Here is a 23,991-nt window from a genome sequence, read left to right on the forward strand (position 1 = left end):
TGTTGATATCAGCCCCACGTCTCGCCCATCACCGCCACTTCCAGTTCGCGCCGCTGGTTGGTCAGTACGCCGCGCCGGTGGGTGAACATATCGGCATGGATGCTTTTTTCCACCAGGCGCCGCTGTGTGGCGGACTTCAGCGGCGCCACGTACACCTCATGGCCGGACAGGTCGAGCCCCATCATCTTGCCGCACAAATGGTGCTGCTTGAGGCGCCGCCGCAAATCGTCGGTCTGGCCGCTGTAGGCGCGCCGGCCGTCCCTGGTATCGAATTCGATCAGGTACAGGCCGGCGCCGGTGGCTTTCGCATTGCTGACGGCTTGCGCCAGCTTGCCCACCGACTGGTAGTTCAGGCCGGCCGCCTCGCGCACGCGGCCCAGGGTGGCGGCCAGCACAGGTGGCACTTCGCCCTGCCCGTCGCCATCGCCCTCGTCAGCGTCCCGGCCGGCATCCGGGTCATTCCAGGGTTCGGGCTGCGGTGCCGGATACAACATCGGATACGCCACCGGATAGCTGCCCCAGCCCCGGTAGCGCGGCGGCACGGGGCGGCGCGGTCCACGCAGCGGCGGACGCGGACGCAAGCGCCCTCCCCGGCCGCGCCCACCGCCGGCGCCGCGCCAACGTTCGTCCTCCCACTCCTCTTCCCCTTCGCCTTCGCCCTCCCACTCCCGCTCTTGCTCTTGTTCCCACTCTTGCTCCTGTCCCCATTCACCCTGTACGGCTGCGCCAAACGGCAGCACTTCAAATGACTCGTTCATATCGCCTCCTTGCGTAACAGTCCAGCAGGTCGATCACCTGCGCCAGCTGCGCCGGCGCGTGGTCGGCCCGCAGCAAAAACGTCAAGCCTCCTGTGTGCGCCAGCGCCCGCACGCCGGCCACCTGCAGGCCCGCCTGCCAGTGCGCGCGGCCGGGCAGGTGCTGCACCGGAAACGCGCCGCCCCGGCTGGCGATGCCGGCGCTGGCCAGCCCCGCGCGCCACTGCGCCACATTCGCCGCCAGCCTGGCGCGCAGGCATGCGCCATGGCGCGCATTGATGGCCAGGGCGCGGCTGGCCGCCGCCAGCACGGCCGCCGACGGCGGACTGGCATGCACGCGCGTCTGGCTATGCGCCGTGAAGCGCTCGATCAATGCATCGGGGCCGGCCAGCACCGCCAGCGGCACGCCAAATCCCTTGGCCAGCGAGGCGCCGATGACGATGTGCTCGCCGCGCAAGCCATGCCGGCGCGCCGAGCCGCCGCCGTCCGGCCCCGATATGCCCAGCGCCTGCGTATCGTCCAGCAGCAGATAGCCGCGCGCCTGCCGCGCCAGCGCCGCATAGCAGGCCAGCGGCGGCGCCCGCTCCCGGCCCGGCACATACCCATCGGCCAGGATCAGGGGCCGGCGCCCGGCCTTGCGCCAGCGGCGCACCAGGCGATCCAGCGCCGGCAGGTCGCCGCAGGCAAAGCACCGCAGCGGCAAGCCCAGCGCCTGCGCGCGCTCGGCGCCCCAGCGCGCGATCGGGTAGCTGGCCTGGTCCACCAGCAGCACCAGCGGCTCGCCGGCGACCATGCCGAACAGGTCCCAGTACAGATGCAGGGTCGACGGCAGCAGGCACGCCGCCTGGCAGCCCTGCAGCCGCGCCAGGCGCGCGGCGATCATGGGCGCGCCCGCCATCTCGCCCAGGGCGGCCGGCTGGCCCAGCGTCAGCGCGGCCCACGGCGCCAGTGCGGATGAGGGGTGGCGCATGCCCAGGTACAGGGCGCTGCAAAAGTCCAGCATGCGTGCCACACTGCACCGCCCTACACGCTGCGCAGCTGCTGGTTCATGCGCTGGCGCAGCAGCACCGAAGGCATGGTCGCCTCGATCGCCGGATCGCCCGCTTTCGCCGACAGGTCGACCCCGGTTACGGCGCGGTAGGCGTGGATATAGCCCTGCACCTGCGGGCGCCAGAAGCGCGCCCAGTTGAAGGCCTGGGTCGGCTCGTAGATATCGCTCCAGTTGCCGTAGCGCACCGACAGCAGCAGTTGTTCACCGAAGATGGCCAGGCTGCGGAAATGCACCACGCTGGTATCGGTCCAGCCCTGCAGTTTCTTCATGGCGTCGACCCGGTCCATCCAGCCTTCCGGATACGCCACCATCACGCGCGTGGGCAGGAATTCGCGGAACTCGGGCCGCGCCAGCATCCATTGCTGCATCAGCATTTCGATGCGGGCGGTGGACGGCAGGTCGCCGAACTGGTTGCTGGCGCCCTGCGACAGGATCAGGTGGATCTCCTTCAGCGCGTTCAGCACCGGGAAGGCGTCGGCCTTGACGGTGGTGTCGTCATCCTGCTTGTAGAAGGATGTGAGCAGGCGCAGCAGATGATGGAAGGCTTCGAGGAACTTCGAGTGGCTGTCGGCTGGCCGGAAGTGCTGCACCGCCTTGCCATCGAGCCGCACGCCGTAATGATGGTCGTACTCGTAGTTGCGGCGCATCACCGTCAGCCTATGCTGCTCGTCCTGGGTGTAGCCCCACAGCAGATTGTTCAGCGGCCGCAAGGTGTCGATTTCCGTGTTCGCCAGCGGGTCGAGCTGGCTGCCGGGCGCGCGCAGGTTCTGGAAGCGCTGGGCGATGGCGTTCATGGTCTGCACCAGCATGCCCTCCTCGTGCCAGTACGACCAGATCAGTTCGAGCAGGCAGGGATTGGCCAGCTTTTCCTGGATGATCCCGAAGCACACATCGACCTCGCCTTCCTGGCCGCGCGGGATGCTGATCGGGATATCGGGCAGCTTGCGGCGGATCACGGCCAGGTAGGGCAAGGTCTGGAAGCCGTCGATGTTTTCCAGGTAGTCGTTGCGCAGCACCGTTTCCAGGTCGCGCCCCTGCGGAATATCGCGCCGGTCCAGGTAGGCGTTGTCCTCGGCCAGGTTAAAGGCCAGCGGCTGGTTCAGCACGCCGCAATTGACCATCACGAAGGCCTCGGTGGCCACCTTCAGCACGCGGTAGGAATCGGCGTCCGAAAACGGCAGCGCGCGCCGCTGTTTCAGCGACTGGAAGGCGTCGGCCTTGCGGGCGAAGCGGCCCTCCTCGAAACCGCGCACGCTGCCGAGGTCGCCGCAGAACAGGCTGTCCATGAAATGCAGGTAATTGGTGAACGACATGGCCTCGGTGCTGTTGCGGATCAGGGTCCACAGCGGCAGGTCTTCGGTCGGCTCGGTTTCGGTACGCGTCAGCGACACGCCGAGATTGCCGGAAATCGGCGTCGGCTGGCGTTCTTCGGTGTCGTATTCGGCGTCGACGGCCAGCATGGCGTTTGGCGTCAGGCCTTCGGGCGTCGGCAGCAGGCTGCGCATTTCCGGGCGCTGCGACAGCATCACCTGCGCCGCGAAGCGGTGCATGCCGGCGCGCCGCACGGGTGTGGAAAACATATTGGCCTTGCCGCGCAGCGGCGTCCACGGCGACGCCGCCAGCACCTGCACCAGGGTGCGCCCGTCGACGCTCTGGTCGCCGTCGAACGTGACGGTGGCAACCGCGCGGTCGCCGACGCGGCCGTAGCTGCAGTCGCTGGGCTGGCAGTCGCTGTTTTCAAACACCAGCTCGACCTGCGGATTCAATTGCGGCTGGAAGCACAGCGTGGCGGCGCAGCCGGCCTGCACCTGCACGCACTGCGGCGCGGTGGTGGGGTAGTTGCCGTAGACGCCCACATAGGCGCCCGGCGGCAACTGCGAAAACACGGTGCCGCCACCGCCATCGGTCCAGCGCACGCCGACCAGCATGGCCGGATCGGCGAGCCAGTTGGCGGGCTCGAAACCGGCGCAATCGGCGCTGCCCCGGCGGTACAGGCTGATGGCGGCGTTGACCACCACCCTCCCGCTGTCCTGCTCGTGTACGGTGACGGCGATGCTGCCGCCCGCTTCTATCGGGCCTGCGCCTGCGTGGCCTGCGGCCCTGCGTTTGCTGCTCATGTCATTCTCCTCAATGGATAATCAATCGTGACGCCAGGCGCGGCACCGCGCCATCCGCCAGCTGCCCATGGCGCAAAGGGTTATGCCGCAATGGGTTATGGCTTAATACATCAGCACACAGTTCCGAAGTGTCCAGGGTGGCGCGCAGGGCCCAGTGGGTCAGCAAACGCCCCAGCAGCTCGCTTTCGTCTTCCGGACTCAGGCTGCCGCTGGCGCGCGCCTGGCCCAGCACGGCGAATACCAAGGTCGGTGACGCCTGGTACATCTGGCGCGGCGCCGCGCTCCACTGGCGAAACAGGCTGGCCAGCAGGGCCGGCTGACGCTGGTGCACAGCCATCACTTCGACCAGCGAGCGCCCGCGCAGGGCCGGCGGCCGGTGCTGCACCAGCAGGCCGACCAGCGCCGCCATGCTGGCCTGCAGTTGTTGCAGCAAGCGCTGCTGGGCCGGCGGCAGGCGCTCGGGCAGGTAGTACGACAGCCACAGCTGTTCGATGCGCGTCCATTGCGGGTGCGGATACAGGGCGCGGCCCATGGCGCAGCTGAGGCGCACGCGCAGCCACGGCACCGGGTGCGGATCGTCGACATTCAGGCGAAACACGAACACGCGCGGCAGGCTGACCACGCCGATCAGGCCCAGGGTGGCCGCCACGCCGACCCGCGCCAGCGACCAGAAGTCCGCGACGATCTCGGAGATCCAGCGCTCCCACAACTGCCACACATGCACCGCGCCGCTGCCGCCATACTGCATCGCCTGCAGCACCGGGCGCAAGGACGCCACCAGGTCCAGCAGGGCCGCGCCCTGGTGGCCGATCTCGTGCACCAGCGACGAGGCGATGCCGCTGCCGATCATGCGTTCGCGCGGCAGGCGAATGATGGCGACCGGATTTTCGCCGCCGCCGGGCAGGCGCGTGCGCGCGCGGCGTATCGCCGCTCCCGGGCCCCGGTCCAGGTAGCAGATCAGCGGTGGGCTCTGGTAGTAGCGGTACGGCAGGGGCAGCGCCAGCGCATCGGCGGCGACGATATCGAGGCCGGACAGCCAGACGCCCGTCTTGTGTTCGCTGCGCTGCGTGATCACTTCGTTGAACAGGTCGAACTGGGTCAGCGCCGCATTGAATTTCAGGCGCAAAAAGGTGAAGCGGCGCTGCGCCTCGGCCGGGGTGGCGCTGCTGGCGCGGTCGGCCTGTTCGCGCCGCAACCACCACTGGAACTGCGCCACCATGCGCCGCAGTTCCCGGCGGCCCTGCACCAGCTGGCTTTCGATGGCCGACTGGGCGCTGGGCATCAGGGCGGCGGCCAGCACCGTCGGCTCGATCAGCGCGAACGGTTCCAGCCGTCCCAGGCGCGCCAGCAGCGAGCGCGCTTCCTGGCCCAGCATCCAGGCGGCGTAGGCGCCGATGGCCATGATCTCAGACGCCGTACAGGACGATTTTCTGGCCCTGGCGCGCCCAGCGGCCGCTGGCCGCGCGCCCACCCTGGCCTGGCCGGCCCTGGCCGCCATTCTGCACGGCCAGCTGCCCACCCTGGCGTGCCAACAGGCCCGGCGCGAACTGGCGCGCCGCCGCGCTGGCCGCCTGCTGGGCGACCGCGCGCGGATCGCCGCCGCGCGCCTGCGTGGCGCGGTTGACGGTATCGGCCGCCAGCCGCACGAACTGTTTCGCGCCTTCGAACTCGCGCTCTTCGCCGGAACCGCTTTCCGCCTCCAGGCCCAGCGCATTGCCGGCCGCCGAGGCCAGGCCGCTGCCGATCTTGGCGCCCAGCGGGCCGCCGAAATAGCCGCCGATGGCGCCGCCGGCCAGCGGGATGGCTTTTTTCGCCACGCCCTTGAGCACGCCGCCCACGGCCTGGCCGATGGGCGACTTGATGACGCTGCCGGCCACCGAAGCGGCCTTGCGCAGGAAATTGCCGAGAAACTGTTCCAGCTCGGCCTCGTTGCTGACCGACAGCAATTCATTGGCCAGTTCCATTTCCTCGGCCTCCGAAAACAGGGCGTTGCCGCCGCCCTCGCCGCTCCATTCGCCCTGGCCGAATTCAAACTGCTCGGCTTCGAAGCCAGTCGCTTCCTGATTGTATTCCATGGTCGTACGATCGATGTCATGCATGATGCGCTCCCGTGATTGTGACAGTGGTAAAACGGTGGTAGACGAGTGATACGGCGGCGCCGGCGGCCTGGACGCCTGCGCCGCATGCTTCAGCAACCCCGGCGCCAGGGTGCGCGCCACCTGCAGCAAGGCCGATGCCACTTTCTGCTGCGGCGCAGCGCTCGCCGCAACCTCCTGGCGCGCCAGCGCCGTATTGACGGCGCAGACCAGTTGCACGATGCGGCGCGCCAGTTCGAATTCCTTGTCTTCCGGGCTCAGTCCTTCGAGTTCCATGCCGAAGATGCGCGCCGCGCGCCGCTTGTGCTCCTGGGCCGCGCCATGCAGCGGCATCAGGGGCGCCAGCACGCGGTTCAGCAACTGGCGCAAGGGCTGCGCCAGCGGTGTGCCGCGCAGTTGCCGCCCGGCGCGGGTGGTGGCCAGCAAGTGCGATAGAAAAGCGTCGAACTGCGCCGGCCGCCGCACTTCCAGCAGCAGCGCCGCCAACGCCAATTCGTCCTCGTGCTGCAAGGGCAGCACGGCGGCCGGCATCGGCATTTCCATCTCGGGACGGTAGGCAAGCAAACGGCTGCTCATGGCGCGCTCCTGTAACTGGAAGTTTGGGGCATGCCCCGTCGCCCTGTTTTTGCAAGCCGCGTGCCAGCCCGGAGCGCCGGTGACAGGCGGGAAAACGGCGAAACAAGCTTCGTCCATGGCGTAAAAACCATGGTTTCCGGCGAAGCCAGTTTCGCTTCGCTATGTGCTTTTCAAACAAGCTTTATTTAGGGAAATTTTTACGTGTCCAATATGCGACACTTGTCATCGAAGCGTAAAAACATTTCCCGTTAACACAATAAAAATCTTTCCGAAATACAGCTTAACTTTCAGCAAAATATAGTTATCCGCACGCAAAACAGGAAGTGATCAAGACGAAAAGTCGCTTTGCCAATAGATGTGGAACGAGCATGGCCCTACAATAACGGAGCCATGAATCACTTGCCCAACGGAAACTAAATGACCCACGTTAAACTGCGCCGCCTGCTGGCGTCGACTTTACTGAGCCTGCTGGCCGCTTGCGGCGGCGGCGGTGGCGGCGACAGCCAGACACCCTCCGCGCAGCAACCGGTGGTTACCGTGCCGCCGCCAGCCACCGGCACGCCGGCCACGCCAACCGTGCCGGCCGATCCCGGTACGGTCACGCCGCCGGTGGTGGTCGCGCCAACGGCGCCCGCGCCGGCTCCGGTAGCGGCGCGCGTATTTACCCGCAAGGAAGCGTCGCGCTTTCTTGCCCGCGCCACGTTCGGCCCGAACATGGCCGCCATCGATGCGCTGGCCGCCAGCGATAGCGACGCCTGGTTCGCCGAACAGTTCGCCAAGCCACAGACCTTGCACCTCGCCTATATGGACAAGCTGCTGGCGGCACAGGTCGCTTCCGGCGGCCCGCGGGTCGGCTTCACGGCATTCTATGAAACCTTCTGGCAGCAGGCCATCCGCGGCGACGACCAGCTGCGCCAGCGCGTGGCGTTCGCCCTGTCGCAGATCTTCGTCATCTCGATGCAGAACGAGACCGTCCGGCCGCTGGTGCGCGGCACCTCCAGCTACTACGACATGCTGGGACAGCACGCCTTCGGCAACTTCCGCAACCTGCTCGACGGTGTGGCGCGCCATCCGATGATGGGCATCTATCTGTCGCACCTGCGCAACCAGAAGGAATCGGGCACCCGCACGCCCGATGAAAACTTCGCCCGTGAAGTGATGCAGCTATTTACCATCGGCCTGGTCCAGCTGAACCCGGACGGCAGCGTGAAAATGTCCGGCGGCAAGCCGATCGACACCTACACGCGCGAAGACGTGGCGGGCCTGGCCAAGGTATTTACGGGCTTGAGCTGGGCCGGCCCGGACCAGGCCAACGGCCGCTTCAACGGCAGCGTCGCCGATCCCGAACGCGATTCGAAGCCGATGCAGATGTATGCGGCCTTCCATTCGACCAGCGAAAAGCGCTTTCTCGGCCAGAGCATTTCCGGCGCCACCAGCGGCGACGACGACATCAAATTGGCGCTCGACACCCTGTTCAACCATCCGAACGCGGCGCCCTTCTTCAGCCGCCAGCTGATCCAGCGCCTGGTCACCAGCAACCCCAGCGCCGCCTATGTCGGCAGGGTCTCGGCCGTGTTTGCCAACAATGGCAAGGGCGTGCGCGGCGACATGCAGGCCATCGTGCGCGCCGTGCTGCTCGACCCCGATGCGGTGGCCATGGCCGGCAGCACCATGCGCACCGGCAAGCTGCGCGAACCCCTGCTGCGCCTGGCCAACTGGATGCGCGCGTTCGACGCCAGGCCCGCCAACGGCATCTACAATATTTACTACCTGGACGATCCCCTGAGCGGCCTGGGACAGAGTCCGCTCAATGCGCCGTCGGTCTTCAATTTCTACCGCCCTTCATATGTGCCGCCCAATTCCGCCATCGCCAGCGCGGGCCTGGTGGCGCCTGAAATGCAGATCACTTCGGAACCGTCGGTGACCGGCTACCTGAACTTCATGCAGGAGGCCATCAATTCCGGCGTCGGCGACGCGCGCCTGGTGAAACCCGACTACACCAGGGAACTGGCGCTCAGCGCCGACGCCAACGCGCTGGTCGACCGGGTCGACCTGCTGCTGATGAATGGCGCCATGTCGTCCCGGCTGCGCGGGCAGATCGTCAGCGCCGTCAACAGCATCACCCTGCCTGCCGCCAGCGCCACCAACGCCCCGCAGATCGCCAATCTGCAGGCAAACCGGGTCAAGCTGGCAATTTTCCTGGCCATGGCCTCGACCGACTACCTGGTGCAGAAGTAAAAGGACTCCACATGACCATCAATGCCCCCCAATTTTCCCGCCGCCGCTTCCTCGGCTCCATGCTGACCCTGGCCGGCACCGGCGCCGCGCCGTTCGCGCTGAACCTGGCCGCCATGGGCAATGCCGCCGCCCAGTCGGCTGGCGACTACAAGGCCATGGTGTGTTTGTTCCTGAACGGCGGCAACGACGCCTTCAATACCGTGCTGGCCACCGACAGCGCATCGTGGAATGAATACCTGCGCGTGCGCAACACCGGCGGCAGCGACTCGATCCACCTGCCGGGCACCGGCGAAACGGGCGGCGTGCTGCCCATCGTTCCCGCCACCGCACAGGCCGGCCGCAGCTTTGCACTGCACCCCAGCCTGGGGCCGTTGAAGGAATTGTTCGATGGCGGCCGCGCGGCCGTGGTGGCCAATGTCGGCACCCTGATCGCGCCGACCACGCTGGCCCAGTACAAGGCGAAAAGCGTGGCGCTGCCGCCCAAGCTGTTCTCGCACAACGACCAGCAATCGACCTGGCAATCGGGCCAGCCCGAAGGCGCCAGCGTGGGCTGGGGCGGCCGCCTGGGCGACCTGGCAATGGCCGGCAATGCCAATGCCATGTTTACCACCATTTCGGCGGCCGGCAACACGGTCTTCCTCAGCGGCCAGCAGGTGCGCCAGTTCCAGGTCGGCCAGGCGGGCGCCGTGCCGATTCGCGGCATCAGCGCCAACCTGTTCGGCACCGCGGCCGGTACCAGCGCGCTGCAAGCCATTCTGGCGGACGCCGGCAGCGACCTGATCGAACAGGAACAGAAATCGGCGGTGCAGCGCGCCATCTCCAGCCAGTCCATCCTCAGCGGCGCCATGCTGGCCGCCGGCCCCACCGGCGTGCCCAATCCCACCAGCTACATCAATCCGACCACGGGCGTGGCGGCCACCAATCCGCTGGCGGTGCAACTGCAGACGGTGGCGCGCATCATTGGCGGACGCAGCGCGCTGGGCGCCAAGCGGCAGGTGTTTTACGTGACCCTGGGCGGCTTCGACACGCACGACCGGCAAAAAATCCAGCAGGCCGACCTGATGGCCCGCCTGGCGCATGCGCTGGCCTATTTCGACACCACCCTGGCCGCGCTGCAAGGGACCGACCTGCGCCGCCAGGTCACCACCTTCACGGCCTCGGACTTCGGCCGGACCTTTACCAGCAACGGCGACGGCACCGACCACGGCTGGGGCGCGCACCACTTCGTCGTCGGCGGCGCCGTGCGCGGCCGCGATATCTACGGCGCCTTCCCGGCCTCCGGCCTGGGCCATGCGCTCGACGTCGGTTCCGGCTCGCTGCTGCCGACCATCTCGGTCGACCAGTACGGCGCCACCCTGGCCAGATGGTTCGGCGTGCCGGACAGCCAGCTGGGCGAGGTATTTCCCAACCTGGCCAATTTTAGCCAGCGCGACCTGGGTTTCATGAGCGTCTAACCGTTGACACCCACCGTCAGCGTCACGACGTAGCCATCGGTAGCGTTGCCCGTCACGCCGGCCATCTGCAAGCTGGTGCCGTCGCTGAAGACATTGTCGGTGGCATAGCTGATCTGCGCCAGGTTGCGCACGCTGGAGGTGTAGCCGCTGGCCGTGTAGACCTCGTTCAGCGTCGCCAGCGGAAACGTGAATTGCGAGGTCTTGATGCGGCTGCTGGCGGCGGCCGCCCTGGCCAGGCTGGGATAGACTTCGAAATGCACGTGCGGCATGCGCCCCGCATAGCAGCCGGGAAAGATGGTGGTAAACGACAGGCTGCCGCTGCTGTCCGTTTCCTGCACCCCGCGCAGATAGTTCTGCGCCGTCACGCCGCTCGAATACAGCGAATACAGGCCGTCGCGGTCGCAATGCCACAGATAGATCGCGTAGCCGGCCAGGCTGGCGCAGCTGGCGTTGGCGTTCACCAGCTGCAGCCTGATGGTCAGTGGCACGCCGGCCGCCACGCCGGTGGCGCCGTTGAAACTGCTGCGGATATCGCTGCGCACCACACCGGTCTGGTTCAGCACATTGATGATGCTGCCGCCATTGGTGTTGGTGCCGTCGGCCGGATACGGTCCGCCCGTCTCTTCCGGGATCACCGCGCAGGCGGTGGTGGTCGGGGTGGTGGCCGTGGTACCGGTGCCGGTGGTGCCGGTGGCCGTGGTGCCGGTCGACGCCGTATCGCTGGCACTGGAACCGCCGCAGCTGATCAAGGGCAAGGTGGCGGCGCCCGCCAGCACCCAGCGCAGCAGGCGGCGCCGCTCCAGCGCCTGCCGCTGCATCATTTCAAGGTCGGACGCCAGGCCGAAATCATGTAAATCCATACATACTCCATCAGGTGGGGCAAGCCGGCCAGCGCGGGACTGAGGCTGGCGCACAGGAAGCAACACTGCATGAGTTTGTCGCCCATGCTGTGTTGGACCCTGTTGGCTGGCTTGCGGTTCATGGTTCAGGCCGTTGTATTGACCAGGTTGCCGCTGGACGACAGGCTGCCGCCGGCGCTGGCCGAGCCCAGGCTGCCCGACAGGGCTTGCAGGAAGCTGGCCAGTTTGTCGGAGCTGCCGCTGTTGCTGCTGCCGCCCAGCGCGCTCAGCAGGCTTGAAAAGCTCGATTGCAGCTCGCTCACGCTGCTGTCGGTGCCGGCCGTGCTGTCGCTGCCGGACGACGTCAGTTTTGAAAGCAGGCTTTGCAGGTCGGACTCGATATTGCCCGGTCCGCGACCACCGCCCGGTGGCGGGCCCGAAGGCGGCTCGCCACCCTCGCCCTGTTCGCCACTCTCGCCCCCGCCGCCGCCGCCACCTTGCGCGCGCAGGCTGCCCATCAGCTGGTGCAAAAAGGCGCCCAGCGCCTGGCCGGCATCGGCCGTGCCGGCGGTGCCGCTGGAGCTGGCCTCGTCGGAAGTGTCCGACTCGCCATCGGCCACCGTCACGCCGATCGACGACAAGGCGCTGGAAATGGCGTCCAGGAAGGCGCTGTCATCGGGCTTCGGGGGCGGCGTGCCGCCCACGCTGGCGGCATTGCCGGTGCCGCTGGTGCTGCTGGTGCCGCTGAGGCGGGCAAACGCGGCCAGATGGCTGGCGGCGCTGCTGGAATTGACGGCGCTGATGCTCATAGTTTTCTCCCTCGACAAGAATTGGACTTATTTTTCACCGCGCGGGGCGGGGCCGCGGCCGTTGCCCGGACCGTCCTCGTCGCGGCGCGCCTCGACCTGCTGGCGCTGTTCCGGCGTCAGGACGGCCAGCAACTGCTGTTCCAGGCGCGCATGCTGCAGGCTGATCTTTGCCATCGCCTGCGCCGCGCCATTGGCCAGCGCCACGGCTTTCGCATCGTCATAGTGGTTCGACGCGGCCAGTTCGCGCAGTTGCTCATGCGCCTTGAAGGCGATCTTCTGCTGTTCGCGCAGCAGCGGCGCCTGGGCATAGGTGGCGGCAAAGACCTTGTCCTGCTGCGCTTCGCTCAGTTCCACGCCGCGCAGGAAGGGCGGCAAGCCTTCGCCCAAGCCCCGGCCCGGGCCTTCCATGCGCGGGCCCGGACCGGGGCCACGGTCAGGCCCCTGCTGGGCATGGGCCGCCAGCGGTGCGCCCAGGGCGGTGGCCAGCAGCAGCGACATCATGACAGTTGCTTGTTTCATGCTCGAATTCCTCTCGTTTCAATGAGCCTCGATTGTGCGGGGCTTGCGTGTAAAGCAACGTCAGCGCCAGGTAAAAACGTGTAAAGCAATGTGAAAAACTGTATAAAGGAAGCAATGTAAAAGCGGGTAAAACGCAGCAAAGGCCCTGGCCGGGGCTGCTATCATGGCCGATCAACATCGGAAAAATCAGGAAGACGCATACGCATGAGCAAGGTATTGTTAATCGACGACGACATCGAACTGGTCGGCATGTTCCAGGAATACCTGGAGCAGGAAGGTTTTGAAGCGAAAGCCGTGCATGACGGCGAACGGGGCGCCGCCGAAGCGCTGACGGGCCAGTACGCCATCGCCATCCTCGACGTGATGATGCCGCGCATGAATGGCCTGGAAACCCTGCGCCGCATCCGTGCCGGCAGCCGCCTGCCGATCCTGATGCTGACGGCGCGTGGCGACGATACCGACCGCATCGTCGGCCTGGAACTGGGCGCCGACGATTACGTCACCAAGCCGTGCACGCCGCGCGAACTGACGGCCCGCATCCGCGCCATCCTGCGCCGCTCGCAGGCCGTGCCGCTCGACACCTCGGCCACGGCGCCGCTCATCGTGGGCAACCTGACGATGTGGCCGGAACAGCGCCGCGCGGCCTGGGCCGGGGTGCAGCTGGAATTGACGAGCACGGAATTCAACCTGCTGGAAGTGCTGGTGCGCAATGCCGGCAAGCCGGTCAGCAAGAATCAATTGTCCGAACTGGGGCTGGGCCGGCCGATGGCCCGCTTCGACCGTAATATCGACGTGCACCTGAGCAGCCTGCGCCGCAAACTCGGCAGCCTGGACGATGGCCGTTCCTGCCTGCAGACCGTATACCGGCTCGGCTACCAGCTGATCAAGGAATAAGCGTGGGCCGTCTGTTCTGGAAGTTTTTCCTGTGCATCTTGCTGGCCCAGGTCGCCGCCACCATCGGCATCGGTGGTACTTTCTGGCTGAAAAGCCGCGCAGCCCAGCAGGCGCGGACGCAGGAAATCGATACCAGCCCGCCGGCGCAAATGGCCATCGAAGCGGCCACCGCCACACTCGAAGCGGGCGGCAGCAAGGCGCTGCAGCAGTTTATCGGCAAGCTCGAACGCATGCGCGTGATGGCCGTCGATGGCGGCGGCCGCGAGCTGATGGGCCGTACCGTGCAGCCGGCCATGCTGGACAAGGCGCGCGCCCTGCTGCAACAAGACCAGCCGCGCGCCGTCGTGCGCGAGGCGACCGGCAGCGACGGCGTGCGCTATCTGCTGTTCCTGCCCTACTCCGAGCATTTCCGCACCGCCGGCACCGACGCCGCGCGCGAAACCCTGAACGCCATGGGCATGGCGGGCAACCGCGCCATGCCGCCGGGGCCGCGCATGGATGGACCCGGCCAGCCACCCGGGATGAACGGCATGAACCAGCCACCGCGCCGCGACGGCATGGGTAACGGCATGGGCGGCATGGGCGGCATGCCGCCAGGGCCGCGCATGGACAGCCCCTACCGCACCTTTATTCCGATTATCGCCGCCACCGTGGCCAGCCTGCTGTTCGCCTTCCTGCTGGCCTGGTATTTTTCGCGCCCCATCCGCGACCTGCGCGCCGCGTTCGAAGCGGCCTCCGGCGGCGACCTGGCGCCGCGCTTCCAGGCGGTCGCCAGGCGCGGCGACGAACTGACCGACCTGGGCCGCGATTTCGACCGCATGACGGGCCGCTTGCGCAGCCTGATGGATAGCCAGACGCGGCTGCTGCACGATGTGTCGCACGAGTTGCGCTCGCCGCTGGCGCGCCTGCAGGCCGCCATCGGCCTGGCCCACCAGCAGCCCGACAAGCTGGCCGCCTCGATGGACCGCATCGAGCGCGAAAGCGTGCGCATGGACAAGCTGGTCGGCGAACTGCTGACCCTGTCGCGGCTGGAAGCGGGCGCAGTCAACCCGCTCAACGAAGACTTCAGCATTGCCGATCTGCTGCACGATATCGTCGAGGATGCCCGTTTCGAAGCCGAGGCCGACGGACGCCAGATCGGCATCACCGTCAGCGGCGACGCCGATATCGCCAGCGCCATCGTCAACGGCCAGGCCGAACTGCTGGGACGCGCGGTGGAAAACGTGGTGCGCAACGCCATCAAGCACAGCCCGGACGTCAGTGTCATCAGCGTGGTGCTGTCGCGCCATGACGAGGGCCGGCAGGTGCATGTGAGCGTGCTCGATCATGGCCCCGGCGTGGCCGACAGCGACCTGTCGGCCATCTTCGAGCCGTTTTTCCGCGCCAGCAACACGCAGAAATCGACCGATGGCCATGGCCTGGGCCTGGCCATCGCCCAGCATGTGGTCAAAGGCCACGGCGGCACCATTGCGGCACGCAACCGCAGCAGCGGCGGCCTGTGCGTGGAGATACGCCTGCCCGCCAAAGCGCCGGGCTGACATCAACCCTTATGCCTGGGTGTCGATGATGCTGCCCAGGGTCGAGGTGGCGGAACGGGCCGGGCTGCTGGCCGTGTCCGCGCTGCTGGCGGCCTGGCTGTCCTGTTTCTGCTGCGCCTGCTGAGCGGCGGCCGCCTGCAATTGCGCGATCTGCGCCTGCAGCGCCTGGATCTGCTGCGCCAGCTGCTCCTGCAATTTCTGCGCCGTTTCAGTCTGTTCGCCCTTCTGCGACTCCGTCAACTGCTTTTGCGCCGCCGTGATCTGCTTCTGCAGGGCAGCAATTTGCGTGGTGCTGCTGGAACTGCCGCTGCTGGAGGCCGCGCTGACCGCGCCGCCCGAACCGATTGCCGATACCATGATGATTGCCTCTTCTCTGTGTCAATACCATTATTATCGGCAAAGTTTCCTACAGATAAAGATGCACAAGTGTAAAGGCGGGTAAAGGCGGCCTGGCGGCGGACGCCGCTTTCATGCTGGCGGTGCGGAGTTTGTGGGGCGAGGCGGGAGTGTTGATGGGATAGCACGGCTGACCGGCGCAGCACGCAAAGCCTGCTGCGCGGGCATCTGCCGCTGTACCGCGCTTCGCCAGCCCTGGCAGACTGGCTGATGCAGCAACCCTGAATCAGGTCTTCGGCAAGGTCACGCCAACCTGGCCCTGGTATTTGCCGCCGCGGTCCTTGTACGAGGTCTCGCACACTTCGTCGGACTCGAAGAACAGCACTTGCGCCACGCCTTCGTTGGCGTAGATCTTCGCCGGCAAGGGGGTGGTGTTGGAAAACTCCAGCGTCACATAGCCTTCCCATTCCGGTTCGAACGGCGTGACGTTGACGATAATGCCGCAACGCGCATAGGTGCTCTTGCCCAGGCAAATCGTCAGTACATTGCGGGGGATGCGGAAGTATTCGACGGTGCGGGCCAGCGCGAAGGAATTGGGCGGGATGATGCAATAGCCCTTGCCCGAGACGTCGACGAAGTTATTGGCGTCAAAATCCTTGGGATCGACGATGGTGGTGTTGATGTTTGTAAACAGCTTGAATTCATCGGCGCAGCGGATGTCGTAGCCATAGCTTGAAGTGCCGTAGGAAACGATGCGGTTGCCATCGCGTTCCTTGACCTGGCCCGGTTCGAACGGCTCGATCATGCCCGTTTGTTCCGCCATGCGGCGTATCCATTTATCGCTTTTAATCGTCATCGCTGGGGCATCTTTCTAGAATATCGGAATGGCTGGGGCGTCGCGACCTGGAGGGCAGCGGCCCGAATGGCAGGATTTTACGCGAAAACCCGCTGGCTTTGGCCCTTGCGCACTGAAATTCGTGCCCTGCGTCAGCGTTTTTCCAGCAAGGTGGAAATCATCTCATGCACCACCTGCGCCGTCAGCTCGGGCGCCTCCATGGGGAACAGGTGGCCGCCCGGCACTTGCCGGAAAAACTTGCCCACCAGTTTACGGGTCGCGGCCAGGCCCGCCTGCCGGCATTCGACCGAGTCCAGGCCGCCGATAAAACCGACCGGCACCGGCAAACCGTCTTTCACCAGCGCGCCCACGTGGTGCGGCAAGCCTCGGTAGACCTCGGTTTCCACCTCGCGCGTAAAACGCAGCTGCACGCCGTCGGGATGGGGCGCCAGGCCGCTGGCCATATAGTCGCGCAGCACCTGCGGCGCCCAGATGGAAAACAGCTCCTTGGCGGCAAAGTGGTCATGGGCGGCCTGCGCGTCCGGCCACACCTTGCGGCGCCGGGCCGAAAAACGCGCCGGCGAATAGCGCTCGCCGATGGCCGTGTTACGGGCCAGGCGCACGAACATGGCGCGCCAGCCGGCCACCACGGGCGAATCGAGCAGGACCACGCAGCGCACCAGGTCGGGCCGGGCCTTGGCCGCCATCACGCTCAGCATGCCGCCCAGCGAATGGCCGACCAGGATCACGGGCGCGCTGTAGCGGCGTTCCAGGTCATCGACCAGTTCGCGCACCAGCCCGGGCCAGCCGGCCGTGACCGGATAGCGCGGATCGTGGCCGTGCATGTCGAGCGCCTGCACCTGGTAGTGCTGGCCCAGCAGCGCAAACAGCTGGCGGTAGGTGCCGGCCGGGTAGCTGTTGGCGTGGGCGAAATGGAGCTGCGGTAGTGTCATGGCGGGTTCTGGCAGGCTGGGCGATGGATGATTGTAATGGCAGGCCGGCCGGACGGATCAGAGCGCGCACTCTAATTGCGGGGCAGTCACCGTTGCGCCGGGCACGAACGAGGCCAGCACTTCAGCCAGTTCCGCCACCGACTCCACCACGCAAAAGGCGCCGTCGAACGCATGATGGCGGTTCATATGGTTGCGCAAGATAATGCACTCCAGCCCGGCAGCGTTGGCCGCCCGCAAGCCGCGCGGCGCATCTTCCACCGCCACGCACTCGTCGGCGGCCAGCCCCAGGCGCTGCAAGCCCAGCAGATAACCGTCGGGCGCCGGCTTGCTGGCGCCATACGACTCGCGCGTCAGCACAAAATCGAATTGCTCACGCAATCCGCTGTGCGCATGGCTCAGTTCAAAATGTTCGCGGTAGGCGCTGGTGACCACGCCCATGCCCACATGCGGGCGCAAGGTGTCCAGCAAGGTGTCCATGCCCGGCATCGCCAACTGGCGCGCCTGGCGCAGCCGTTCCCCGAACAAGCGCTTGCGTTCCAGCCGCAGCCGGTCGACCAGCGTGAGGTCGTGGCCCTGCCCCAGCAGCAGATGCCAGGCGCCATAGTTATTGTCCAGGAACCAGTCGAAAAACTGCTTGGGCGTCAAATCGATACCGTAGGGCAGCAGCAGGTCGCGGTTGCTTTCGTAAAACAGCTGCTCGGTATTGACCAGCACGCCATCATTATCCCACAGCACGCCGCGGATGGTTTTCATGGCGGTTTTACTTGAAGAAGATGTCGTAGGACAGTTTCACGATCAGCATCACCAGCAGCACCAGGAACAGCACCCGCACAAAGGCTGCGCCACGGCGCACGGCGATCCAGGTGCCCGTCAGCGCGCCGAGGATATTACATACCGCCATCGGTGCGGCCACCGCGTACACCACATGACCGGCAGGAATAAAGAAGGCCAGCGCGGCAACGTTGGTGGCGATATTGACCAGTTTCGAGCAGGCCGAAGCCAGGATGAAATCGAAGCCGAACACGCGGATAAACAGGAAAATCAGAAAGCTGCCCGTGCCCGGCCCGAACAGGCCGTCATAAAAACCGATGGCGCCGCCGATCACCACCGCCAGGATGCGTTCGCGGGTTCCCACCGTGCGCGCCTCGCGCAGGCTGCCGAAATCCTTCTTGATAAACGTGTAGATCGCCATGATGATGATCAGGACCAGCACCATCGGCCGCACCACCTGCTGCGGCACATAGGACACGGCGGCCGCGCCGATAAACGACATCACGAAGGCGGCGGCCACCGCCGGCAGCACCAGCAGCCAGGGCACATGCACCTTGCCGATGAACGAGCGCGCCGCAAACGTGGTGCCGCAAGCAGACGCCAGTTTATTGGTGCCCAGCAAGGACGTCGACGCCATGTTCGGCATCAGGTTGAACAGCGCCGGCAACTGGATCAGCCCGCCCCCACCCACGGCGGCATCGATCAGGCCGGCAAAAAAGGCAAATAAACACAGCAGTGAAATGGTCAGCATGGCGGCAAGGGAGAGAATGGCAACAGGGCGAGTATAGGCCGCGCCGGTTTTTCTGGATGCAACTTCATATTGCGCTAAACGCAATCAGGCGTAACGCTTGACGAAATGGGCCGCTCTGCGCTCTACTGTCCTTTTACGCTGCGGGAACCTGGGAATGTCGATCAAGCTGATGTGGGAAATCCGCGCCTTTTGCACGGTGGTGGAAAAACGCAGTTTCGTGCACGCGGCGCGCATGCTGGGCCGCTCGCCGTCGGCCGTCACGCGCGCCATCCAGTTCCTCGAAGACGCGATCGGCGCGGAACTGATCCTGCGCACGCAAAAACAGTTCACCCTGACCACGGCCGGCGAAACCTATTACGCCTCGGCCAAGCACTTGCTGGAAACCCAGGCCGAAGCGGAAGATCAACTGGCCGAGCTGAGCAATTCTCCGCAAGGCTGGGTGCGCATCTCGGCGCCCGAGATCCTGTCGCTGGGTTTTTTGCCGAAACTGGTGGCGCAGTTTTCGCGCGACTATCCGAACGTGTCGGTCGACATCCATTTTTCGGACAAATCGATCGACCCGATCCAGGAAAAGCTCGACTTCGCCATCCGCGGTGCCTTTCCCCAGTCCAGCGAGCTGATCGGCTACGCCCTGTGGAACTACCGCCGCCACATGTACGCCGCCCCGGACTATGTAGAACGCATGGGGCTACCTGCCGAACCGGAAGAGCTGGCCGGCCACGACATCATCATGCACTCCGCCCCGCGCATCCTGCGTGACTGGCACTTTGTTTCCGGCGAACGCAATGTGCGCTACCAGGTCCAGCCGCGCTTTCGCTTTACCTCCGGCATCGCCACCTTCCAGGCCGCGCTGGAAGGCGCCGGCATCGCCCGCCTGGCCAGCTGGCTGGCGGAACCGGCGGTGGCCAGCGGCAAGCTGATACGCGTGTGCCCCGCTTACCGGCTGACTTCGTCAAAAGAGCTCGATCCCAGCATGCATGCGGTGTATGGCACGTCGAGGATGGCAAAGGGGGCAAGGTTGTTTCTGGAGTATGTGAAGAAAAAGGGGTTGGAGATTCCGGATGAACGAACTCAGCAATCTGACGGGTAGATGCGATGGAAATTCGACGATAATTTCCAAAGGGATATTATTTTATTTATAATCCACCTATATTCTTTTGGAGATGCTCGCATGACGCCTTCCCGCATCCATGTCACACCCATCAGCAACCTGCTCGACAAGCTTTTTTACGTTCCGGCCTACCAGCGTGGCTACCGCTGGACAGCGCGACAGGTGAGCGATCTGCTCGACGATATCTGGAGTTTTCAGAAACAGGCAGAAAATCAGCAGAAAAACTCTTTCTATTGCTTGCAACCCATTGTTGTGCGACAGCGCGACGAGGGCGACTGGGAATTGATCGACGGGCAGCAACGTCTGACGACCATTTTTCTGATCCTGAGCGAACTCAAACCGATATTGGAATTACTCGACAAGCGACCATTTTCCCTTTCTTTCGAAACCAGGCCTACCACCACTGCCTTCCTGCAAAACATGCAAGTGGAAATGGCCAAAGAAAGTATTGACGTTTATCATCTGCGCCAGGCATCGCAAACCATCAGGGACTGGTTCAAGGTCCGCGATGGCAGCCACAAATTGAAGCTGCTGCAATGCCTGCTGAACGGCGATGAGATCGGCAAGAACGTCAAGGTCATCTGGTGCGAATTGTCTGCTGCGGAAGACCCGGTGCAGGCATTTACACGCTTGAACATGGGAAAAATTGCCCTGACCAATGCGGAACTGGTCCGGGCATTATTCTTGCGAGAAGAGAATTTCGCCTCTGACACGGGACATCTGCAGCGTGTCGCGATTGCCCGTGAGTGGGACGATATCGAAAGAACGCTGCAAGGCGACGACATCTGGCATTTCCTTTACAACGGTGCCCCATTTCGCGGTAATCGCATCGGTTATCTGTTCGAACTGATTGCCCGTGAAACAACCAGTGACCATGCATTTTCGAACGACACGCTCGACACTTTCTGGTTTTTCCAAGAAAAATGGGCAACAGCAAAAGCCGATGTGATGCATGAGTGGCTGAAGGTCAAACAATTCTTCATGCTGCTGCAGGAATGGTTTGCCGACCGCACGCTGTACCACCTGATAGGCTATCTGGTCAATGAAGGGGAAGGCCTGCTGGCGCTGAAAGAACATGCATCGCGCATGAGCAAAAGTGCATTCCGATATTATTTGAAACAGCGTATCTTCCAGCGCCTGACCGGCCAGGCGCTGCCAGAATCAGCCGATATAGAACTGTCACGTACGGCAATTGATAAACAACTACACGAACTCAGCTACGAAAACACATCACATCACAGCTCAATTCGTTCGGTACTACTGCTGTTTAATATTGCAGCATTGCTGGAAAGCGGCAAGACCACGCTGCGCTTTCCATTCAACCATTTCAAGCAAGAGCACTGGGACATCGAACATATCCACGCGACCGCCACAGTCGCACCAGCTAGTCGGCGGGAACAACTGGAATGGCTGGAAGACTTGCGCGATTACGCCAACTTGCACGAGGAAACCACCACCCTGCGCGATGAGGCGAAAGTCTTTCTTGACCTGATGCAAAGCAACTCACCGGACGTGCAGCTGACGCAGCGTTTCCAGCGCTTCCACGAACAGGTGCTCGACAAATTTGACAGCCGCAGTGAAATGGCTGGCGACAATGGAATAGGAAATCTGACCCTCCTCGACTCATCGACCAACCGAAGTTACAAGAACGCGGTATTCCCGGTCAAACGCATGAAGATCACCTCCAGCGACAAGCATGGCGTCTTCGTGCCGCTGTGTACGAAAAATGTTTTTATGAAATATTTCAGCGGCAGGCCAGATCAGATGACCCTGTGGACACAGGCAGACCGAACCAGTTACCGCGACGCCATCGCGAACAGCCTGACCCAGCTCTTTTCCAGGCACAACGGAGATCAACAATGAGACACAACACGGAAACCAGCAGTGGCGAGCTGACGTTTCGAGAAATGTTCAGCCGGTATGCTACGATCGAGATTCCCCTGATACAGCGCGATTACGCACAGGGCCGCAGCGGAGAACACGAAGTACGCAGCGAGTTTCTCGATGCCCTGTCTGGCGCACTGCTGAAAGCACCTGGCGATGCCACCTTGCCCCTGAACCTCGATTTCGTCTACGGCAGCGTCAAATCGGACGGGCCGCAGACATTCTCGCCACTCGATGGCCAGCAGCGCCTGACGACCCTGTTCCTGCTGCACTGGTACCTGGCATGGCGTGATGGAGCACTGGCTGATTTCGCCTCATACATGCGCGACGGCAAGCATTCTCGGTTCACCTATGCGATACGCACCAGCAGCGAGGAGTTCTTCGATGCATTATTGACCCAATGGCAGTCTCACCACGCACCGACTGTGGACATGTGTGTATCGGCCCTGTTGCGCAATGAGCCATGGTTTTTTCATTCCTGGCAGCGCGATCCGACAATTCAGTCGGTACTGTGCATGCTAGACGCCATCCATGCCAGATTCGTATCCGCCCCTGGCTTGTATGCCCGGCTGATTCAACAAGAACACCCCTACATCACCCTGCACCTGCTGGAGTTGCGGCATTTTGGCTTGTCCGATGATCTGTACATCAAGATGAACGCACGCGGCAAACCGCTGACGCCATTTGAAAATTTCAAGGCAAAGTTGGAGCAGCATCTGGGCACGCTGTTTTCCGCCACGCACTACCAATTACATGGCCGGCCCGCCACCTTAAAAGCCTATTTCAGCGATCGTATCGATACCGTGTGGGCCGATCTGCTGTGGGATTACCGCGACAAGGAAACCAATCTTTTCGATGAGCAATTCATGCGTCTGGTGCAGAATCTGGCCATCACGACCCGCGATGCCGATATCGTGGCGAATGAAACGCTGCTGTCTGCCATGCGCGATGCTGCCAGGCCATTCTCATTCCGGCGCTTCCAGGAAAACGATTGCCTCGATGCCGCGCTGATCGACAGATTGATCGCCTTGCTCGACGCATGCAGTGGTGAAGAGGCAGGAATGCGGGCTATCCTTGGCCCGAATCCGTATTACGACGAACAAAGAGCATTCTTCGAAGTATTACAGAAGGTCAAAACTGTCACCTACGTCCAACTGATCCAGTTTCATGCCTATTCTGCCTATATTCACCATCATCCGACACAGTTGATGCCCGACCGCTTCGCCGAATGGATGCGCGTCATCGTCAACTTGTCGGAGAACAGCTACTACAACAATAATGGCGACCTGCGCCGCGGCCTAGCCGGTGTCAATCTGCTGCTGCCGCATGCATCGCGCATTCTCGACCACCTGGCTTCAGGTCCGCTCCATGTCGGCGGCTTTTACGGTCAGCAACTGCGAGAAGAGCAACTGAAAGCCAGCCTCATCCTGCGTGATAACCAGTGGAGAGACGCCATCTTGCAGGCCGAACAGCATGGATATTTCAAAGGCCAGATCGAATTTCTGCTGAAGTTCTCCGGGGTACTCGACACATGGAAAACATGTGGCAACACAAATTGGCCGGAAGCGAGCAATCACACCTTGCTCGACAGGTTCCGAGACTATTATCAGCGCGCAGCAACTGTCTTTGGCCCGACGGGCCTGCACGCTTTCGGCAACGCCCGTTGGGAGCGCGCACTGCTTGGCAGAGGCGATTATCTCTTGCAAGCCGGAAGCAACTGGCATTTTGGTGGCAATGCCGACAGGGACACAAGTTGGAAGAGGTTAATGCGCGGCAACGCCGATGACTGCGGCAAGGATGCGGAGAGACGGCTTTTCGTCAAGGAGCTGCTCGATAACATCCCTGCAGGCGCGGCAAATGTAGCGACCGTACTCGACCAGCTGATTGCGACGACGCCTGACACGGGCGACTGGCGTGAGCCGTTCATTCGCTGTCCAGAGTTGATCAAGTATTGTGGTCAAAAACAAATTCGCTATGTGTCACCGGAGCAGATTTATTTGTTGCTCAGGCAACGCCGAAGCGCGGACCATGCCGAGCTGCACACCTATCATTTGTACAAGACTATGCTGGAGCCTATGGCCGCGCAAGACTTGCTGCCCCCTTTTGGCGTAACGGCTTATCACTACTCAAGTACGGATCGCGAAGAACCAGGCATCAGAATGACTTGGGCACTTGCCGACAGCACGGCACATCTGAACATACGGGCAGCGACCGGCGGCTACCTGTTCCAGTTCACGGCCAGCGACGGCAAACGGACTGCATTGCTGGGCCAGACCCTGGCACGCGATGGCGCCGTCATGGCGTTACCGGAAGGACGCTTCGAGAGGTATGTAGCGCGACCGGATGTCAAATCCGTGCTCGACGGTACACTTGAATTATTGCGTACAACACAATCGATATAGAGGAAAAGGGCCCGACGCATGTTCATGATCCAAGGTTTGCGGAGCGAATGGAGCTCATCAAT

20 protein-coding genes are annotated in these 23,991 nt (G+C 63.7%); 7 read left to right on the forward strand and 13 right to left on the reverse strand.

The features are described from left to right. Positions 1 to 8: 8 nt before the first annotated feature. The 5 genes from ACP7B7_RS17570 to ACP7B7_RS17590 are packed head-to-tail and all read right to left on the reverse strand — an operon-like array spanning position 9 to position 6,595. Positions 9 to 758, reverse strand: coding sequence for a GIY-YIG nuclease family protein (locus tag ACP7B7_RS17570; RefSeq protein WP_426077485.1), 750 nt, complete (start codon positions 756 to 758; stop codon positions 9 to 11). Then, a complete protein-coding gene (locus ACP7B7_RS17575) occupies positions 742 to 1,758 on the reverse strand; it encodes an aminotransferase class I/II-fold pyridoxal phosphate-dependent enzyme (protein WP_426077486.1) in 1,017 nt (338 codons plus the stop codon). Before ACP7B7_RS17575 ends, ACP7B7_RS17570 begins: the two co-directional genes overlap by 17 nt. 20 nt (positions 1,759 to 1,778) lie before the next feature. Beyond that, complete coding sequence (locus ACP7B7_RS17580) at positions 1,779 to 3,923, reverse strand: 8-amino-7-oxononanoate synthase (protein ID WP_426077487.1); 2,145 nt, start codon at positions 3,921 to 3,923, stop codon at positions 1,779 to 1,781. Positions 3,924 to 3,933: 10 nt separating this feature from the next. Beyond that, positions 3,934 to 5,325: a hypothetical protein gene (locus ACP7B7_RS17585; RefSeq protein ID WP_426077488.1), complete on the reverse strand. Its 1,392-nt coding sequence runs from the start codon at positions 5,323 to 5,325 to the stop codon at positions 3,934 to 3,936. A gap of 4 nt (positions 5,326 to 5,329) precedes the next feature. Next, entirely contained in the window at positions 5,330 to 6,595 is a 1,266-nt protein-coding gene (locus ACP7B7_RS17590; RefSeq protein WP_426077489.1) for a hypothetical protein, read from the reverse strand. A 417-nt stretch (positions 6,596 to 7,012) separates the two neighbouring features. Here ACP7B7_RS17590 and ACP7B7_RS17595 point away from each other — a divergent pair, with 417 nt between their 5' ends. After that, positions 7,013 to 8,833 (forward strand): DUF1800 domain-containing protein, encoded by a 1,821-nt coding sequence (locus ACP7B7_RS17595; protein WP_426077490.1) that lies wholly within the window; start codon positions 7,013 to 7,015, stop codon positions 8,831 to 8,833. 11 nt (positions 8,834 to 8,844) lie between these two features. Next, complete coding sequence (locus ACP7B7_RS17600; protein ID WP_426077491.1) at positions 8,845 to 10,287, forward strand: DUF1501 domain-containing protein; 1,443 nt, start codon at positions 8,845 to 8,847, stop codon at positions 10,285 to 10,287. On the opposite strand, the gene ACP7B7_RS17605 is transcribed toward ACP7B7_RS17600, so the two are convergent. From ACP7B7_RS17605 to ACP7B7_RS17615, 3 genes are all read right to left on the reverse strand, one after another. Beyond that, on the reverse strand, positions 10,284 to 11,147 hold the full coding sequence (locus ACP7B7_RS17605) for an intradiol ring-cleavage dioxygenase (protein WP_426077492.1): 864 nt from the start codon (positions 11,145 to 11,147) through the stop codon (positions 10,284 to 10,286). The genes ACP7B7_RS17600 and ACP7B7_RS17605 overlap by 4 nt on opposite strands. A gap of 125 nt (positions 11,148 to 11,272) precedes the next feature. After that, positions 11,273 to 11,935 (reverse strand): hypothetical protein, encoded by a 663-nt coding sequence (locus ACP7B7_RS17610; protein ID WP_426077493.1) that lies wholly within the window; start codon positions 11,933 to 11,935, stop codon positions 11,273 to 11,275. A gap of 27 nt (positions 11,936 to 11,962) precedes the next feature. Beyond that, entirely contained in the window at positions 11,963 to 12,454 is a 492-nt protein-coding gene (locus ACP7B7_RS17615) for a Spy/CpxP family protein refolding chaperone (RefSeq protein WP_426077494.1), read from the reverse strand. Positions 12,455 to 12,658: 204 nt separating this feature from the next. On the opposite strand from ACP7B7_RS17615, the gene ACP7B7_RS17620 reads away from it, so the two are divergent. Together ACP7B7_RS17620 and ACP7B7_RS17625 are read left to right on the forward strand one after the other, a co-directional pair. After that, positions 12,659 to 13,348, forward strand: coding sequence for a response regulator transcription factor (locus tag ACP7B7_RS17620; protein ID WP_308921589.1), 690 nt, complete (start codon positions 12,659 to 12,661; stop codon positions 13,346 to 13,348). Between the two features lie 2 nt (positions 13,349 to 13,350). Beyond that, on the forward strand, positions 13,351 to 14,886 hold the full coding sequence (locus tag ACP7B7_RS17625) for a sensor histidine kinase (RefSeq protein ID WP_426077495.1): 1,536 nt from the start codon (positions 13,351 to 13,353) through the stop codon (positions 14,884 to 14,886). A gap of 9 nt (positions 14,887 to 14,895) precedes the next feature. On the opposite strand, the gene ACP7B7_RS17630 is transcribed toward ACP7B7_RS17625, so the two are convergent. The 5 genes from ACP7B7_RS17630 to ACP7B7_RS17650 form a co-directional block, all read right to left on the reverse strand. Beyond that, the gene (locus ACP7B7_RS17630; RefSeq protein WP_426077496.1) at positions 14,896 to 15,243 is read right to left on the reverse strand and encodes a FlxA-like family protein; all 348 of its coding nucleotides are present in this window, start codon (positions 15,241 to 15,243) and stop codon (positions 14,896 to 14,898) included. A 265-nt stretch (positions 15,244 to 15,508) separates the two neighbouring features. Then, positions 15,509 to 16,078 (reverse strand): dCTP deaminase, encoded by a 570-nt coding sequence (gene dcd / locus ACP7B7_RS17635; RefSeq protein WP_183677490.1) that lies wholly within the window; start codon positions 16,076 to 16,078, stop codon positions 15,509 to 15,511. A gap of 131 nt (positions 16,079 to 16,209) precedes the next feature. Beyond that, a complete protein-coding gene (locus ACP7B7_RS17640; protein ID WP_426077497.1) occupies positions 16,210 to 17,010 on the reverse strand; it encodes an alpha/beta fold hydrolase in 801 nt (266 codons plus the stop codon). Between the two features lie 57 nt (positions 17,011 to 17,067). Further along, entirely contained in the window at positions 17,068 to 17,763 is a 696-nt protein-coding gene (locus ACP7B7_RS17645; RefSeq protein ID WP_426077498.1) for an HAD family hydrolase, read from the reverse strand. A gap of 7 nt (positions 17,764 to 17,770) precedes the next feature. Further along, the gene (locus ACP7B7_RS17650) at positions 17,771 to 18,532 is read right to left on the reverse strand and encodes a sulfite exporter TauE/SafE family protein (RefSeq protein ID WP_426077499.1); all 762 of its coding nucleotides are present in this window, start codon (positions 18,530 to 18,532) and stop codon (positions 17,771 to 17,773) included. A gap of 154 nt (positions 18,533 to 18,686) precedes the next feature. On the opposite strand from ACP7B7_RS17650, the gene ACP7B7_RS17655 reads away from it, so the two are divergent. The 3 genes from ACP7B7_RS17655 to ACP7B7_RS17665 all read left to right on the forward strand — a co-directional run bounded on the left by ACP7B7_RS17655 (position 18,687) and on the right by ACP7B7_RS17665 (position 23,929). After that, entirely contained in the window at positions 18,687 to 19,622 is a 936-nt protein-coding gene (locus ACP7B7_RS17655; RefSeq protein WP_426077500.1) for a LysR family transcriptional regulator, read from the forward strand. An 81-nt stretch (positions 19,623 to 19,703) separates the two neighbouring features. Continuing rightward, a complete protein-coding gene (locus ACP7B7_RS17660) occupies positions 19,704 to 21,506 on the forward strand; it encodes a GmrSD restriction endonuclease domain-containing protein (protein ID WP_426077501.1) in 1,803 nt (600 codons plus the stop codon). After that, a complete protein-coding gene (locus ACP7B7_RS17665) occupies positions 21,503 to 23,929 on the forward strand; it encodes a DUF262 domain-containing protein (RefSeq protein WP_426077502.1) in 2,427 nt (808 codons plus the stop codon). Before ACP7B7_RS17660 ends, ACP7B7_RS17665 begins: the two co-directional genes overlap by 4 nt. Positions 23,930 to 23,991: the final 62 nt, after the last annotated feature.

It is taken from the genome of Janthinobacterium sp. PSPC3-1 (assembly GCF_049896105.1).
Taxonomy (GTDB): Bacteria; Pseudomonadota; Gammaproteobacteria; order Burkholderiales; family Burkholderiaceae_D; genus Janthinobacterium.